General features: G+C 69.2%; 13 protein-coding genes and 1 tRNA gene. 5 read left to right on the top strand and 9 right to left on the bottom strand.

Going from position 1 to position 15,855, the window contains the following annotated elements:
* Nucleotides 1-1,317, bottom strand: coding sequence for an FAD-dependent oxidoreductase (locus FHS44_RS36060; RefSeq protein ID WP_184723866.1), 1,317 nt, complete (start codon nucleotides 1,315-1,317; stop codon nucleotides 1-3).
* 106 nt (nucleotides 1,318-1,423) lie between these two features.
* Between FHS44_RS36060 and FHS44_RS36055 the strand changes: the two genes are divergently transcribed.
* Nucleotides 1,424-2,254: a patatin-like phospholipase family protein gene (locus tag FHS44_RS36055; RefSeq protein WP_184723864.1), complete on the top strand. Its 831-nt coding sequence runs from the start codon at nucleotides 1,424-1,426 to the stop codon at nucleotides 2,252-2,254.
* 19 nt (nucleotides 2,255-2,273) lie between these two features.
* On the top strand, nucleotides 2,274-3,305 hold the full coding sequence (locus FHS44_RS36050) for a 1-acyl-sn-glycerol-3-phosphate acyltransferase (protein WP_184723861.1): 1,032 nt from the start codon (nucleotides 2,274-2,276) through the stop codon (nucleotides 3,303-3,305).
* Here FHS44_RS36050 and FHS44_RS36045 read toward each other — a convergent pair.
* From FHS44_RS36045 to FHS44_RS36025, 5 genes are all read right to left on the bottom strand, one after another.
* Nucleotides 3,302-6,664 (bottom strand): NACHT domain-containing protein, encoded by a 3,363-nt coding sequence (locus tag FHS44_RS36045; RefSeq protein WP_184723858.1) that lies wholly within the window; start codon nucleotides 6,662-6,664, stop codon nucleotides 3,302-3,304. The two genes, FHS44_RS36050 and FHS44_RS36045, sit on opposite strands and share 4 nt — an antisense overlap.
* Nucleotides 6,665-6,747: 83 nt before the next feature.
* Nucleotides 6,748-6,957, bottom strand: coding sequence for an SHOCT domain-containing protein (locus FHS44_RS36040; protein WP_184723855.1), 210 nt, complete (start codon nucleotides 6,955-6,957; stop codon nucleotides 6,748-6,750).
* A gap of 18 nt (nucleotides 6,958-6,975) precedes the next feature.
* The gene (locus tag FHS44_RS36035) at nucleotides 6,976-8,526 is read right to left on the bottom strand and encodes a cobyric acid synthase (RefSeq protein ID WP_184723852.1); all 1,551 of its coding nucleotides are present in this window, start codon (nucleotides 8,524-8,526) and stop codon (nucleotides 6,976-6,978) included.
* A 47-nt stretch (nucleotides 8,527-8,573) separates the two neighbouring features.
* On the bottom strand, nucleotides 8,574-9,482 hold the full coding sequence (locus FHS44_RS36030) for a cobalamin biosynthesis protein (protein WP_246436583.1): 909 nt from the start codon (nucleotides 9,480-9,482) through the stop codon (nucleotides 8,574-8,576).
* Nucleotides 9,483-9,504: 22 nt separating this feature from the next.
* Nucleotides 9,505-10,305, bottom strand: a complete 801-nt coding sequence (locus FHS44_RS36025) for a phosphotransferase enzyme family protein (protein ID WP_184723846.1) — start codon at nucleotides 10,303-10,305, stop codon at nucleotides 9,505-9,507.
* Between the two features lie 211 nt (nucleotides 10,306-10,516).
* Between FHS44_RS36025 and FHS44_RS36020 the strand changes: the two genes are divergently transcribed.
* Nucleotides 10,517-10,590 (top strand) — tRNA-Arg (locus FHS44_RS36020).
* Nucleotides 10,591-10,736: 146 nt separating this feature from the next.
* Here the strand turns inward: FHS44_RS36020 and FHS44_RS41430 are convergent.
* Entirely contained in the window at nucleotides 10,737-10,874 is a 138-nt protein-coding gene (locus FHS44_RS41430) for a hypothetical protein (RefSeq protein ID WP_246436582.1), read from the bottom strand.
* 349 nt (nucleotides 10,875-11,223) lie between these two features.
* On the opposite strand from FHS44_RS41430, the gene FHS44_RS42790 reads away from it, so the two are divergent.
* Together FHS44_RS42790 and FHS44_RS36005 are read left to right on the top strand one after the other, a co-directional pair.
* Entirely contained in the window at nucleotides 11,224-11,433 is a 210-nt protein-coding gene (locus FHS44_RS42790; RefSeq protein ID WP_446697309.1) for a UTRA domain-containing protein, read from the top strand.
* Nucleotides 11,434-11,438: 5 nt separating this feature from the next.
* Complete coding sequence (locus FHS44_RS36005) at nucleotides 11,439-12,098, top strand: YdcF family protein (protein WP_312863951.1); 660 nt, start codon at nucleotides 11,439-11,441, stop codon at nucleotides 12,096-12,098.
* 160 nt (nucleotides 12,099-12,258) lie between these two features.
* Here FHS44_RS36005 and FHS44_RS36000 read toward each other — a convergent pair whose 3' ends face one another.
* The gene (locus FHS44_RS36000; protein ID WP_184723844.1) at nucleotides 12,259-12,906 is read right to left on the bottom strand and encodes a hypothetical protein; all 648 of its coding nucleotides are present in this window, start codon (nucleotides 12,904-12,906) and stop codon (nucleotides 12,259-12,261) included.
* A 519-nt stretch (nucleotides 12,907-13,425) separates the two neighbouring features.
* A complete protein-coding gene (locus FHS44_RS35995) occupies nucleotides 13,426-15,855 on the bottom strand; it encodes a DUF4132 domain-containing protein (protein WP_184723841.1) in 2,430 nt (809 codons plus the stop codon).

Below are 15,855 nucleotides of genomic sequence, written 5' to 3'. Positions count from 1 at the left end.
TCAGCCGCGCAGCGCGCGCCACAGGACGGAGGGGCGCATGAGGGCGGATGGGGGGTCGAGGAGGCCGGTGACGCGGGTGAAGGCGACGGCGGCTTCGGCGTCGTGGGCGGCGGCCCGTTGCAGTCTGCGGATGTAGGCGCCCATGAGCCTGGCCTGCCGGCTCCTGGCCGCCCCCGCCTCGCGCATGGCCTGGTCGGCGCCCGTCGAGAGCTGCCAGGCGGGGTCGAGGGCCCTGGCCGCCGCGGTGAAGTAGCGGCGGGCCAGGCCCTCGGTGCCGTCCCTGAGGCACTCACGCATCGCGAGCGCCTCAAGGGCGGCGACCGCCATCCCCTGCCCGTAGATCGGGTTGAAGTTGCACAGGGCGTCCCCGGCGACCAGCAGCCCCTCGGGGAAGCGCGTCAGCCGCTCGTAGCGACGCCGTACGCTCGCCGGGATCCTCGCCACCCCGATCTCGCCGAGCGGCTCGGCGGCGCGCACCGCCTCGGCCACGTCGGCGGGCACCACCTCCTCGACCCAGGCGAAGAACTCCTCGGCGTCGGCGGGCGGGCGCGCGCCCGCGTTGCCGCCGAGCGTCACCAGCCACCGGTCCCCCTCGACCTGACACAGCGCCGCCCCCTTCGGCTGGCCGGGGTAGGTGCCGACGAGGACCATCCGCTCCTCCAGCGCCCCCTCGGGAATGCGCAGGTACCACGTCGCGTAGGACACCTCGACCTTGACGACCTCCTCGGCGGGACGGTCGAACCCCATCGTCTCCAGCCAGGCGAGCGTCCGCCCTCCCCTGCCCATGGCGTCCACGACGAGGTCGGCGGGCAGTTCCTCCTCATCCCCTGCCCGTCCTGCGGCGGCGATCCGCGCCCCGGCGACCCGCGCCACGTCCGTCATAAGCCCGGTGACCTGGTTGCGGTCCCGCACGGTCACCGTCGGCAGCTCCCGCGCCCTGCGCAGCAGGTGCCGTTCGAGGAAGGGCCGGGTCGCCGAGATACCCCGCTCCCCCGTCGGCGTCCGCGCGAACTCGTGCCCTCCCATGATCATCCGAAGCTGCACGATCATCTCGTACGGCACCGCCCCGTCGGCGACCATCTCCTCCGTGACGCCGGGGAACAGCTCCTCGATGATCCGCAGGCCCCTCGGCAGCAGGGCGTGGGCGTGGAAGCCCTGCGGCACACCCCTGCGCGGCTCCCGGCCCTCCCCGGACAGGTCGTCCCGCTCGACGAGCGTCACCCCGTCGTAGAAGTCGGTCAGCGCCCGCGCGGTGAGCAGTCCGCCCACCCCCGCCCCCAGCACGACCGCGTGTTTCCCCGCCCTACGGATCATCATCGCCTCCCGTTGCCGTACCGACTCATCCGAATCTGCCGGAAAGATCACCGAAGATCGAGACTTGACGACGGGAAACGGCCGGGCTCTGGCCGTCTATCGTGAAGTCATGGACGTGGACACCGCCTTCGTGCTCGGTGGCGGGGGCGTGCTCGGCGCCCACGAGGTGGGCATGCTGCGCGCGCTCGACGAGGCGGGCGTCAAGCCGGACGTGGTCGTCGGCACCTCCGTCGGGGCGCTGAACGGCGTGGTGCTCGCCGCGCACCCCGGCGACGCGGTCAGGCACCTCACCTCGCTGTGGCGCTCGGAGGTGGTCCGTACGGCCTTCGCCGGGTCGTGGGTCACCCGGCTGTCCACGCTGGCCAAGAGCGGCACCCACCTGCACTCCCCCGAACCGCTGCGGGAGCTGCTGGCCAGGACGCTGCCCGTCTCCCGCATCGAGGAGCTGGCGGTGCCGTTCCAGTGCGTCGCCGCCTCCGTCGAGCACGCCCGCGCCCACTGGTTCACCGAGGGGCCGCTGGTCGAGGCGGTCCTGGCCTCGTGCGCGGTGCCCGGCCTGCTGCCGCCGATCCGCGTCGGCGACGACCACTTCCTCGACGGCGGCCTGGTGCACAGCATCCCGGTCGGCCGGGCGGTCGCCCTGGGTGCCCGCCGCGTCTACGTCCTGCACGTGGGCCGGATCGAACGCCCGCTGACCGTTCCACGTCGCCCCTGGGAGGTCGGCCTGATCGCCTTCGAGATCGCCCGCAGGCACCGCTTCGCCGAGGAGATGGCCGCCCTGCCGGAGGGGGTCGAGGTGCACGTCATGCCCTCGGGCTCGGAGAACAGGCCGGGGGTGGACCTGTCCCAGCTGCGGTATCGGGACTCATCTCAAATATCCGGATATATCCGGCGGGCCTATGACGCCTCCTCCCGCTATCTCGCCGAGCTGGCCCACTAGCCACTGGAAGGAGGTGGCCGTGCTTCCTCCGCGCATCATCCGCCGTCTGGTCCTGGCACCCCTGGTCATCGCGCTCACCGTGGCCGCGGTGCTCACCCTGCCGGTCTGGCTGATCGTGGTCACCGCGGCCTCACTGCGGCTGCCGCCCCCGCAACGGCGGGGCACCCGGCTCGTGTGGTTCGCGGTGTCGTGGTTGACGCTGGAGTCCATGGCGCTGATCGCCTGCCTGTGGCTGTGGATCATCGACCTCGGCGGGCGGCTGAGTCACGACGAACGCGAGGAGCGCCACTACGCCCTGGTCAAGTGGCTGCTGTCCAATGTGTACGGCGCCGCCGTACGGATCTTCGGCCTCAGCGTCGAGATCGACGAGCCGCGGGCGACCTCGGAGGAGCTGTCCCGCCGCCTGACCCGGCCGGTGATCGTCCTGTCCCGGCACGCGGGCCCCGGCGATTCGGTCCTGCTCGTCCACCACCTGCTCACGAGGTACGGCAGGCGCCCCAGGATCGTGATGAAGGCGGCGCTGCAGCTCGACCCGTCCCTGGACGTGATGGTCAACCGGCTGCCGAACGCCTTCGTCCCGCCCGACGCCGAGACGGGCGGCGTCATCACCGAGATCCGCCGCCTGGCCTCGGACATGGACCCCGACGACGCCCTGGTGATCTTCCCCGAGGGGGGCAACTTCACCCCGAAACGCCGCAGACGGGCCATCCTCCGCCTGGAGGACCGGGGGCTGCGCGAGGAGGCCGCCCGCGCCCGGCGCCTCGAACACCTGCTGCCGCCCCGCCCCAACGGCGCCCTGGCCGCCATCGAGGCCTGCCCCACCGCCGACGTGGTCTTCGTCGCCCACACCGGCCTGGACGACCTGGTCACCCTCGGCGACATCTGGCACAGGCTGCCGGTACGGGCGGAGATCAGGGCGGGGTGGTGGCGGGTGCGGGCGGAAGACGTCCCCGAGGGCCGGGAGGAACGCATCACCTGGCTGTTCGACCAGTGGGACAGGATCGACACCTGGATCACCGAACACCGCGCCGCCCCGGTTTCTGAGGGCTAGAACCGCGTGATCTTCGCGCTGCGGTGCAGGAGGTGGGCGTTGCGGAGTTCCTGGGTGGGGTCCGCGTGCACCTCAAGTCCCGGCTTCCCGGCCAGTGGGGCCAGATCGAGGTCGGGCGCCGTCCCCCGCACGTCGACGAACCGCAGCCGGGCCAGGGACGTGAGCGGCGACAGGTCCGTCACCCCGGAGCAGCCCTCCAGAGAAATGTTGTCGAGTTTCGACAGGCCGGCCAGCGGGCCGAGGTCGGAGATCTCCACACTGTCGAGAATCAGGCTCTCAAGATCACGCTGACGGGCCAGCGGCGAAAGGTCCTCCACCGGGCATCCCCTCAGGTTCAGCAACCGGAGGTCGAGGGCGTCGAGCGCGTCCAGGTCGCCCACGACGGTGTCCCGCAGGGACAAAGTCCGAAGCCTCGGGCAGTGACCGACCAGGGCGCGCAGCCCACCTTCGAGGTGGGTTCCGGTGAGGACGAGCCCGTGCAGGTGCGGAAAGCTCGCGAGGAACGCCGGGTCCCTCAGGTGAGGAGCGTTGCGGAGGTGTAGTCGCACCAGCTCGGTCTGCCGGGCGACCGGACGGAAGTCGTCGATCGACTCCAGACCGGCGAGACTCAGTATTTCGAGCCGGGGCATGGCGTCGAGGAAGGCGAGGTCCCCGGTGAAGCTGTGGCCACTCAGATTTAAGTGCCGTAGTTGGGACAGACGGGTGAGGGGCTCCAGATCGGCGGGAAGCGACGACTCCGCTGTGATCGTCAACCACTCCAGGCGCGTCAGGCCTCCCACGGCGTCGAGGGCAGCCTCGTCCACGGAGTCCAGGTAGTACACGGTCAGTCCGCGCAGCTCCGGCAAGCCACGCAGGAAGTCCAGCCCGCCAGAGACAGAGCAGGTCAGGCGGAGATCGCGAAGCAGCTTCAGGTGGTGGAGCTTGCCCAGCAGGCGTGAGTTGCGCGCCACCACCCTCCCTTTGAGGAGTGGCGCGTCCGCGAGGACCTCGGTGGCGTAGCGGTCGGGGTCGAAGTAGTCCCACCCGGCGATGAGTTCCCGTTGGACCTTCTCCCGGGGGTCACCGCCGTACCCGGCGAGCCTGCGCAGCGCGCGCTGACCGTTGATCAACCAGCAGGTCCGCACCGTCGCCGCCGCCCGCGTCTGGGACAGACCGCCCAGGTCGTCGGGAAGGCGGCGCAGGATCTCCTCCCCCGCGAGCGCGAGCACCCGCGCCTCGGCCGCGTTCCTGGGCGGGATCACCTCGGCCAGGCACGCCTCGACACGCTCTTCCAGGTCGCGAGGAAGCTCCTGGATCGTCTCCAGGCAGCCCGCGACCAGCAGCCGCAGCCTGCGCGCATGCTTGTCCTGTCCGTCGATCCGGTCGAGGAGACCGCCGAGCAGGTCCCGCCGTACCGGGGCGTTGGCGTGTCCCGCGGCCATCACCACCGTCTCGCGCCACTGGTCCAGGTGGGCCCGCTCGACCAATGGTTCGACGTCGGCGTCGTCGGCCGCCTGCTTGGCCGCGAGATACTCCTGGACCGTCCGGTGCACGAAGTCGATCCGCCCGGGAACCGGCTCCCTGATCACCCCGCTGCGCTGCAGCAGATGGTCGAGTACGGCCCGCGCCGACGCCTCGACCCTGGGCATCGTCCCGATCCGCTCCTCGACCCTCCTGAGCGCCGTGGCCGAGGAGAGCTCGGAGCGGCCCCACACCGCCAGTTGCCAGGCCAGGTCCTGGAGGATCCTGACCTTCTGTTCGGGTTCGAGGGTGACCTCGGCGGCGATGCCGCGTTCCGCGTCCCGGCGTTCGAGCAGCAGTTCAAGGGCGGCCTCGTACAGGCCCATCCGGTTGCGCGGCAGTTGCTTGCCCCGGTCCAGGTTGAGCGCGCACAGCATCGCCGCGAGCAACGGCGTCGTGGCCAGCGCCCGCAGGTGAGGGCTGCTCTCGAACCTGGCCAGCAGGGCGCCCTCGTACTCGTCGAGCCGCTCGGGCTCGCACGGCAGGCTCCGGGAGCCCCGCATCGCGATGTGCCACTGCCGTACCAGCTCGCGCAGGTCGGTGGGGGTCATGGGTTCCAGCAAGACCGGGGAGAAGCCCTCCTCGGCCAGCCAGCGCGCGTCTGCGGCGGCGGGCCGGGAGGTCACCACGCTCACGGTGCCGGGGTAGGCGGCCAGCAGCCCGCCGAGCCACTGCCTGACCGCGGGCCGATGCCGTACGGCAAGCTCGTCCACCCCGTCCACGAGCAGCAGGGCGCGTCCCGCGTCGAGGATCCGGTGCGCCCAGCCTTCCGGCATCCGCCCGGCGAGCGGCGCCGCGACGTCAGCGAGGAGGTCCTCGGGACCTGGCAGCTTGCCCGAGGGGTGGCTGCGGAGCTTGACGAAGAACGGGACGCGGCCCTGCCAGGGGGCCAGGTCTCCGGCGAAGCCGCCCCGGGCGGCGGTCACCGAAAGCCAGCGCAGCAGCGTGCTCTTGCCCGAGCCCGCGTCGCCGCGCAGTAGAACACGCCGGGAGCGGCCGAGGGCGCTCTCCACCCGCAGCGTCGCCGCCTCGTGCCTGCCGCCCGCCTCGGTCAGGTCGGCGAAGCGCATCCGCTCGGGGACGCGCTCGCGTGAACGGTCCTCCGGCGAGACGCTGAGGCTGATGTAGGCGACGCTCAGGGTGGCGCGGGGGCGGTAGTTCTCCACCCGGACGCCGAACAGCTCGACCTCGTCGAGGGTGGTGCTGAGGTGTTCGAGGTAGCGGCGTTCGAACTCGGCGTCGTCCTGGGTGCCGGTCGGGGCGTCGAGGGAGCGGACGGGCAGCCTGGCCAGGCCGGAGGTGACCTGCTGGCCGAGGGCGGCGATCCGCTCCTCGACGGCGGTCATGCGGCCCAGGGTCTCGGTGGTGGCCCTGGGGAGATACTGCGGGAGCTGGCTGACGATCCTCAGCAGGCAGTCGAGGCACTCGTCGAGCAGCACGTCGTACAGCCTGGCCCCGGCCTCGCCGAGTTGGCGGTTGGGGTCGCCGAGGGTGTTCCTGAGGTCCCTGGCGAGCTTGACGGGGTCCATGTCGGCGGCCATGAGGGCTCCGTCGGACAGGTCGGCCGACCTGAGGGCGGCGACGACCTCGTGCAGCACGGCCGCCCTGTCGTTCTCGCTGAGGCCGCCGTACTCCTGCTCGGCGAGGACCGCGATCCGCCGCTCGACGCCGTCCGCGATCGCGCCGAGTTGGCGTTCCAGGCTGCGCCGTACGAACCGGTCGGGGAAGCCGGTGCGGATCAGCTCGGTCAGGTCGGCGGCGCGCTCGGCCCTGTCGGTCCTCGCGGCCAGGCCCTCCCGCAGGGCGCGTTCCGCGACGGCCTTGCCCGCCGCGGCGACGACGGCTTCCAGTCCGGACATGCTGCTCCTCGGCGCGCGGCGATCCCCCTCCAATGATCAACCAAAAAGACGCCGGTTACCGAAAAATTGGGATAACTACGGGGCTACCAGTCCTGGGAAAGTCCCGACATGCGACGGAAGTACTCGTCCTCGTCGATCTCCCCCGCCGCGTAACGGCGTTTGAGGATCTCACGGGGGTCGTCTTCGAGCGCGGGCCGCTGTTTTCCTCGCAGCATGCGCAGGAGGGGCGCCGGGCGGACGAGCACCAGGACGATCACCGCGATGACGAGCAGGGGTAGCACGATCCGGAGCATTACTCACCTCCCATGCCTCTATTGTGCGAAATTCTGCGAGAAGTCCGGTGCCTCACGCAAGGACCCTCCGGGTGGCAGTACCGGCATCCCCCGGGGAGCGCCGCCGTCGAGCAGCCGGAGCAGGGCCCCGGTGTCCAGATGACGCTCGACCATGTCGCCGAGGGCGTCCAGCCTCTCCTGCCGCAGCGCGGCGAAGGAGACGTCCGGCGCCGGGACGAAGTCACGCCCGCACACGGCCGCGACGTCGGCGAGGAACGCCCTGCGGAAGTCGTCGTTCTCCAGCGCCCCGTGCCAGGTCGTGCCCCAGACCGAGCCGGAACGGCAGCCGTCGAGGAAGGACTCGCCACCGTGCGCGGTCACCACCCCGTGGTGGATCTCGTAGGCCTCGACCCGGCAGCCGTAGGCGACCCCGGAAGGCCGTCCCAGCGTCTTTTCCGCCGCGAACTCGACAGTCGTCGGCAGCAGCCCCAGCCCCTCGACCGTCCCCGCCCCCGACTCGACCTCGTCGTGAATGGTCCTGGCCAGCATCTGGTAACCGCCGCAGATGCCCAGCACCGCCCGTCCCGGCAGCGCGTCGGCCAGCCCGCTTGCGCGCAGCCACGCCAGGTCCGAGACGGTGGCCCTGGACCCGGGCAGCACCACGAGATCGGTGTCGTCGAGCTCGGCGGGCGAGGTCACGAACCTGACCGTCACCCCCGGCTCCGCGGCCAAAGCATCGAAGTCGGTGAAGTTGGACACCCTCGGCAGCCTCACCACCGCGACCCTCAGGGTCTGCCCGCCGTACGGCGCGCGGGTGGCCGTGGGTCTGCCGTTCAGCGCCAGGGAGTCCTCGACGTCCAGCCACAGCCCGTCCAGCCAGGGCAGCACGCCGTACACCTCGCGGCCCGTCAGCCCCCTGATCATGTCGAGTCCGGGGGCGAGGATCTCCGGCGCGCCCCTGAACTTGTTGATCACGAATCCGGCAACCAGCGCCTGGTCTGCCGGTTCGAGGAGGGCGACCGTGCCGTACAGCGAGGCGAAGACGCCGCCCCTGTCGATGTCCCCGACCACGATCACCGGCAGGTCCGCCGCCCTGGCCAGGCCCATGTTCGCGATGTCGCCCCTGCGCAGGTTGATCTCGGCGGGGCTGCCCGCCCCCTCGCATATCACCACGTCGTAGCGTTCGCGCAGCCGCCCGAGCGCGTCCACGGCGACCTGCCGCAGCCGTTCCTTGACGTCCCAGTACTCCATGGCGTCCACCTCGGCCAGCGGCCTGCCCATGACCACGACCTGGCTGCGCCGGTCACTGCCCGGTTTGAGGAGGATCGGGTTCATGTCCGCGGAGGGCTCAAGTCCGCACGCGGCGGCCTGCATCGCCTGCGCCCTGCCGATCTCGGCGCCGTCGGCGGTGACGAAGGAGTTCAGCGACATGTTCTGCGCCTTGTACGGTGCCACCCGCACTCCCTGCCTGGCCAGCCAACGACAGATCCCCGCGGTGACGACACTCTTACCCGCGTCCGAGGTGGTCCCGGCGACCAACAACGCCCCTTTGACCGGGGCTGGGACATCATGCGGGGGAAGGCTCGTCATGCCTCACAGCATGCCGTACGGCCCGCGTCTCCTTGGGCGTGGGCCAACTACCGCCGTCGGCGGAGAAGCGTCGCCAGTACGGCCAGGCCCGCCGCGGTGAACCCGACCGCTCTGGCCAGCCGTACGGCGCGGCGGATGTCCGGCACCGAGGGCTTGGGCCCGTCGCCCATCTCCGGGCGGTGCTCGACGCGGTCGCCGTAGACGTTGACGCCGCCGAGTGTGACGTCGAGCGCCCCGGCGAAGGCCGCCTCACAGCGGCCGGAGTTCGGGCTGGGATGACGGTGGCCGTCCCTGCGCAGCATCCGCACCGACTGTCCGGCGGAACCGCCGACCACGGGCGCGCAGACGGCCGTGAGCAGGCCGGTGATCCGCGCCGGGACGAGGTTGGCGACGTCGTCGAGCCGGGCCGCCGCCCAGCCGAACCGCTCGTAACGGGCGCTGTGGTGGCCGACCATGGCGTCCAGCGTGTTGATCGCCCGGTAGGCCAGCAGCCCGGGGACCCCGGCAACCGCTCCCCAGAACAGCGGCGCGACCACGGCGTCAGAGGTGTTCTCCGCTACCGACTCGACAGTCGCCCTGGCCAGCTCCGCCGCCTCCAACCGGGAGGGGTCGCGCCCGCACAGGTGGGAGAGCCTGCCGCGTGCGCCCACGAGATCGTCCGCCTCAAGGAACTCCGCCATCGCCACGCCCTCGCGCCCCAGCGTCGTGCCGCCGAGCACCGCCCAGGTGGCCACCGCGCTCAGCGTGCCCCGCAGCACCTGGTTGCGCGTCCTGGCCACGGCCACTCCGAGCAACGCCACCGGGCCGACGCACAGCGCGACGTGGACGACTCCTGCGGGCCGGGCGTCGCCGTACAGGCGGCTCTCCAGCGCGGCGGCGGCCCGGCCGAACAGCGCGACCGGATGCCCGCGCCTCGGATCACCCAGCACGGCGTCCGCGAGGACCCCGGCGAGCATACCCAGGGCTTCTGCCCTGTTTTTAGATGAGATGGGCATGGAGCCGGTCCTGGTTCGTTTCGAGCCAGGTACACGCCCGGCGGATACGGGCCCCGGCGCCGCCCTCCCACATCCGGGCCCAGCCACCGCCCAGGGACTCGGCCTTGGCGCGCATGGAGACGTAGGAGCGGTTGAAGCGGAGCCTGGACAGGTCGAGCAGGCGGCGACGATCACGGGCCGCCAGGCCGTACGCGTCGCAGAAGAGCCGCAGCCTCGGCCCGACCGCGAGATCGGCCTGGAGCGGCTCCAGATCGACCGGATCGGCGATCGGCGCCCAGTGCCGCAACGTCGTCACCACGTCGAACAGCCGGGTCGTCGGCCTGGCCATGTCGAAGTCGATCAGCGCGGCGGGCAGCCCGTCCCTGAAGATCACGTTGTCGAGGTTGACGTCACAGTGGCCGATCAGCTCGGCGGGCGCGTCATCGTTGGACCCCGTCTCCCAGCAGGCGCCCCGGGGCGGGACAAACCCGGCGGAGGCGTCATGGAAGCGCCGCAGCAGCTCCGCCAGCGCGGCCAGCGAATCGTCGGTGAGCGCGTAGCCGGGCAACGGCCTGGGGGCGGACTCCCCCTCGACGTAGGTCAGGATCTCCCTGCCCGACTCGTCGAACCCCATGGCCCTCGGCGCCCCGTCGAATCCGGCGCTCTCCAGGTGCCGCAGCAACGCGTGCACCGACCGCGTCGAGGTGCGAACCGGTCTGCGAACGGTGTCGCCGACCCGCACGACGCCGTCGGTCACGTCACCGCCCAGCAGGGGAATCTCCTTCTGGAACGTGACGACGAACATGGCATACGAGCCTAGACCGCCTTCCCCACCGAGGAGAACGATTTCCGGTGAAACACCCGACGCGCCGCAGATCACCGCCCCTGCGACCACCCCACCGGGCAGATGTCCCCGGGGCACGCTCCGCCACCCGCCGGCCCACGGAGTGATCCTCGCGACACAGAGGGGAAACCGATGCATGTGCACTCCCCGGATCATGCACAATTAAGCGGGAGCGCCCTTAGCTCAGCTGGATAGAGCACCGGACTTCTAATCCGACGGTCGCAGGTTCGAATCCTGCAGGGCGCGCTTCGCATGACCAGCCCAAAGAGCCTCTGACCAGCGACAACGCTGGGCGGAGGCTCTCGTGCTGTGTGCGGTGGTGTGCGGTTAGGGGCGGGCGACTGCGGTTGGCTGTGCCGAATACGTGCCCAAGTTTCCGAGCCTGCTCCGGATCACTGTCCGCCGTCCCTGAGCGCGTCGGAGATCCGGCGCTTGGCCACCTCGTCCTGGCCGACGATGCACTTGGCGTAGATCCTGAGCAGGACTTCCACACTGTGTCCGGCCCACTCGGCCACCTGAGTGGGCGCCACGCTAGCATTCAGCCAGGTGGAGACACAGGCGTGGCGCAGGTCATAGACCCGCCTGACCAGCGGTGAGGCGGCCTCCTCCGAGTGAGGGAATCTCGCCGGGCCTTGGCCCAGACGCGCCGGTAGGTGATACTGGGCAGTTCCTCCCCGCGGACTCCGGAGAACAGCCGACCGTTGGGACCTTCGCCGTACGGCTCGGCCAAGTCCGCCCGGAGGATGCGAACCAGCTCCGGAGGGATCGGCACGAGACGGGTTTCCCTGTTCGCGTGGTGCTTGAGAGGGCGTTCCTCGCGGAGCGCGCCGTCGTCGGTCCACTCCCGCCCGGCGAACGGGGCGGCCTACGCTCCGAGGGCTGGAACCGGACAGCATGGCCGAGACGATCCACTCGCGCATGCCGACGCCGGATGAGTCCGAGATGCTCGCGCTACCGGCTGGCGAGCCGGTCATGATCCTTCAGCGGCGCACGTTCACCCGTGAAGGCCGCTTGGTCGAGGTCGCCCAAGGCGTGCACGCCGCGTCGCGCGGTCCTACACGTTCAAGATTCCCGACTGAGGACAGATAGAGGTCGTGGCTACCAGTGCCCTTGTCCCTGACGCTCTCCGTGCTGATGTCGAGACCTTGTGGGACTACCACGACATGCACCATGCCGTACGGCCCGCGGACGTCAGCATCGGCCTGGGGAGTCATGACCTTGGGGTTGCCACCCATGCCGCCGATCTCTACCTGCAAGGGCTGTTCCCGCTGATCGTGTTCACAGAAGCCAACGCCCCCACCACGATCAGCAGGTTCCCTCGCGGAGAAGCCGTCCACTACAAAGAGCACGCCGTCGAGCGAGGGATTCCCGAGGGTGCGGTGCTGGTGGAGCCGCGGGCGACGAACACCGGGGAGAACTTCACCTACACCCGCGATCTCCTGGCCCAGCACGGGATCACCGTCACGTCGGCGGTGATCATCTCATGCCCCTACCAGCAGCGGCGCGCGTACGCCACGTGCAAGAAGCTCTGGCCGGAGATCGAGGTCACCTGCGCATCGCTCCCGCTCTCGCTTGACGACTACGTCGAGAGCATCGGGGATGTGGACCGCGTGATCAACATGCTGGTCGGCGACACCCAACGGATCACGGAGTACGCCAAGAAGGGCTTCGCCGTCGAACAGCCCTACCCGGGTGAGGTCCGGATGGCCTTCGAGCGCTTGGTGGACGCCGGGTACACGAGTCGCCTGATTTAGCACGATTTTCAGCTAATCCAGTATTCCGACATTTCAAAGAGCATCCTGGCGAATCAGCTAGAGATTCCAAAAAAGGCGATATAGTCAATTTTCGACACACCCCGATGCGCCATCGAAATGAATGAAATTATCTCCAGTATCATTTTTTTCAAGGCTGGAACTACGGGGTGCGTACCCCTCCGACCGACGGTCCGATCTGCGCCACCTCTTCCACGGAGGGGAAGTTATCCGTCTCAGCAGCCCTGACCACCCTACGCACCATTTCGACCTGCTCTAGATACTTCTTTACCTGATCCCCCTCGGTCACACCAAAAACCTCCGGCCGATCTAGCATTCGGCGGTATAGGTCATAGAAATCAGATTCTCCGTTACGAAAAGCCCTATAGTGCGCTTCCACTCGAAACGACCGGCTGAGGCCAAGCGTAAGCGCTGCATGTGCCGCGACAACGGTCATAAGGTTTTTTGACCAGGGATCGGCCGTGATTGCCTGAGCAAGTATCGGCAAACTAATAGTCGAAATACCTATCCAAGCAAGCGAGTATATGTGAAACCTTCGATATCTCTCAGCTTGCGTCTTCCAGAAAACCAGCGTTCCTTGAATTCGCTGAAAATTCTGATTAAGCTGACGCTTGGCCGCGTCACTTAAGTAGCTTGCATCATCAAAGGAGGGCCCACCAGGATTCAAGCTGGTCATCTTGAACAAGAGTCGAATGGCCGGATAGAGCGAAGCGATTGCCGCCACGACATAAACGATTAGCGCTATAGCCCAGCCGTTAATCTTGACCTCCAAGCGATAAATGAGCTTCATCGAGAGACGCTTGACGACTCTAACGGCCCCATGTCTCTCGACGGCTCATTATCAAAAAGATTGCTCATCACAAGGTCGAGCCGCAGAAGAGGGGCTATACAGCAGGCTGTCAGACGTCCTATCGACAGCCCGGCCTCCAACCTGCGAGTAGCTCATCGTAGACGCAAGAAATCCCCTCAGTCTTGACCATTTCACAATACCTCCCAACAATTAGGCTGAGAGACGAGCGCGAAGGCGTACCCCCATTTCACAAGCATGATCTTCCTACAGCATCTAATCCGACGATCTCAGGTTCGAGTACTGTAGGGCGCGCTTTGCATGATTGACGGGAAGCCTCGCCTGAACTGCATGAACGAGGTCAGGTGGAGGTTTGTCGTGTTCGGTCGCCTGCGGTTGGTTCCCCCCGATGTCTTCTCATAAGAACGCTCAAGGCACGGGCGGGTAGCCGGTGGGTCGGAAGAGCTCTGTTCCACGGCCGGCGGCGACCTCCCGGGTGAGCAGGAGGCCGCCGCAGGGCGTTCAGGCGGCGAGTTGGCGGGTGATCGAGGGGTCGGTGATGGTCGTGTCGGCGGCGAGTAGGAAGGCCTTGGACAGGATGAGGGAGAGTGTGCCGCCGTTCTCCTCGAAGGGCAGGAAGACCGAGGTGGTTTCGCGGGTGGGGCTGGGGACTATGCACAGGTAGGCGTCGTTGGGCTCCATGAGGATGTTGCCCGATCCGAGGTGGATCTTGTAGGTGCGGAGGTCGCCGCGGACGCGTAGGAACCGGTCGGTCAGTTCGACCCGGTCGGCGATCCTCAGGCGGGGCAGGAGCCGGGCGAACGCGTCGCGCCTGGTGCGGGCGGTCTCGGTCAGTTCACCGAAGCCGTAGGAGTGCCAGTAGTCCTCGTGCCCGCCCGTCGCCCGCTCGTCGAGGCCGACCGAGGCGACCCCCACGGCCAGGTCGGCGTCGCGCAGCACCTCCGACAGCACCAGCGGCGGCACCTCGGTCAGCGGCACCCCCTCGCGGTAGCCGTAGCCGACCCGGTGGAAGGAGATCTGCTCGCTCCCGCAGAAGGAGGCGGTCCCCCAGCCGTCGGCCTCCGGATCGCCGACCACGTTCATGCCCCAGCGGGCCTGCCAGCCGGACAGTTCCTTGACCGCCTCCCCCCGGTCGCCTCCGCACTCGTAGTCCCAGTGGCCGATCGACAGGTCGGTCCAGCCGCGCTGGTTGAGCAGGGCCTTGGCCTGGCCGTAGCGCAGCACGTGCCCGGCGAACCGGTTGGAGAAGCGCTCGGTGCGTTCCTCCGCCGGGGTCAGCAGGTAGACCTCTCGGAATGCCTGCTTGTACGGCTGGCGGATCCCATGATCCAGCAGGTGGTCGCGCCAGGTACGGACGTCCTCGGCGTTCTCGCGGATCGGGTGCCAGAGCATGATCGGCGTGTCGGGGTTGGGCTGGACGCGGCGTCCGCGCGGGTCGACGAGCTCCCAGCCACCGGCGGTCCGGACGGGGATGCCTGCCGGTCCCTGGAGGATCTGCCAGATCAGGGTGCGGGCGTACAGCCCGGTGAGCGGATGGTCGAGGAAGAACTCGGTCACCTGGCGCCAGCGCCATATCCGCTCCTCGGCCAGCGCCCGTTCCAGCCGGAACCGCTCGGCGGGAAGCGCCTGCCTGAGCTCCTTCAGGGTGGTCTTGAGCTCGGCCAGTGCGGGGTCCCTGCGGATGGCCTGCGGCGCCGTCTTGACGGTCTTCCCGGCGGGGTTGACGAACCGGAGGGCGGGGCCGTCGGCGCAGAGCCGTACGCGATAGTCACCGATCCGCTCCTCGCGCACCCCGTCCGGGGCGAGGCCGAAGTCCGGCACGGTGCGGTCCAGCAGTTGCTCACGGCTCAGCCCGGCGGCCTCCGCCACCGCGTCCAGGGTGCGCGCCACGTTGCTCAGTACGGTCTTCTTGCGGACCTTGACCTGGAGCCGGGCCAACGGCGCGACCGTCTCCAGACCGCCACGGCGGGCCAGGATGTTCACCGCGGCGTTGGCGAGCTTCTCGCTGCGGGAGTTGGCGCCCGACCCGCCGATCCCGGTTCCGCAGGTCAGCGCGACGTCACCGAGGAGCGGCACCACCCACCGCTCGTCGAGCAGCGCGCAGGTCCACACCATGCCGCGCACGGGTACGGCGGTGCGCTCGTGGAGGAAGTCGGTCGTCGTCCACTCGTGGTCGTTGTCGGACCGGTGGGTGACGCGCTTCTCCCGGTGCGCCGCGACCAGGGTGAGGATCTCGCGGACGAGAGCGACGGCCTCGGGTGTCAGGAGCGTCGCGGCGGTCTTGAGCCACCTGGCACTGGGCCTGGAGGAGCGGGCGGTGTTCCAGTGGCGGAGCAGGGGCAGGACGTCGGGGGCGGCCAGGCGCGAGCCGTACCGCTCGGCAAGCAGCAGGGCCACGTCGTCGCAGTCCCAGAGCACGTTGCGCACCATTCCGGCCGGGCCGTTCTCGGGGGGTTCGGTCAGCACCTCCTCCAGCTGCTCGTGCAGCGCGTCCCAGACCGGCCGGTGATATTGGCGGAACCAGTTCGGCGTCCATTCCAGGATGCGACGGCGGTCGGCATAGTCCAGACGCCGTGTCACGGCGAGCGGGATCCGGTACAGCTCCGCGTAGTTGGTGTGCCTCCACGTCATCAACCTGTGGGCGACCGACCAGAGGAACTCGGCGTCTCCGGCCGTCCAGGGAAGGTCGGCCTCCGCCACGAAACGCGTCAGACGCAGGACGCGCTCGTCGTAGTCGTGGCCCCCGTCCAAGCCCAGGCTGAGTCGCAGCTGTGCCCAGCGGCCGAACATCCGAAGGTCGCCCTCCACGCCGGGGAGTTCCCGCCCTTCGGCGAAAGCCCTGTCGAAGCGGGCGAAGACCGTGCGGGTCGGCAGGTCCACCTCATGGAGAACGTAGTCGTAGGCACCGGGGAGGTCGGTGAGGACACCCAC

The organism is Streptosporangium saharense (assembly GCF_014203715.1).
Classification (GTDB): domain Bacteria; phylum Actinomycetota; class Actinomycetes; order Streptosporangiales; family Streptosporangiaceae; genus Streptosporangium; species Streptosporangium saharense.
Note: the sequence above shows the minus strand (reverse complement) of the source record. Positions and strands in the feature narration are given on the sequence as shown.

Coding starts and splice junctions, on each gene's coding strand:
- FHS44_RS36060 (WP_184723866.1), bottom strand. CDS start 1,317: ATGATGATCCGTAGGGCGGGGAAACACGCGGTCGTGCTGGGGGCGGGG.
- FHS44_RS36055 (WP_184723864.1), top strand. CDS start 1,424: ATGGACGTGGACACCGCCTTCGTGCTCGGTGGCGGGGGCGTGCTCGGC.
- FHS44_RS36045 (WP_184723858.1), bottom strand. CDS start 6,664: ATGTCCGGACTGGAAGCCGTCGTCGCCGCGGCGGGCAAGGCCGTCGCG.
- FHS44_RS36040 (WP_184723855.1), bottom strand. CDS start 6,957: ATGCTCCGGATCGTGCTACCCCTGCTCGTCATCGCGGTGATCGTCCTG.
- FHS44_RS36035 (WP_184723852.1), bottom strand. CDS start 8,526: ATGACGAGCCTTCCCCCGCATGATGTCCCAGCCCCGGTCAAAGGGGCG.
- FHS44_RS36030 (WP_246436583.1), bottom strand. CDS start 9,482: ATGCTCGCCGGGGTCCTCGCGGACGCCGTGCTGGGTGATCCGAGGCGC.
- FHS44_RS36025 (WP_184723846.1), bottom strand. CDS start 10,305: ATGTTCGTCGTCACGTTCCAGAAGGAGATTCCCCTGCTGGGCGGTGAC.
- FHS44_RS36000 (WP_184723844.1), bottom strand. CDS start 12,906: ATGAAGCTCATTTATCGCTTGGAGGTCAAGATTAACGGCTGGGCTATA.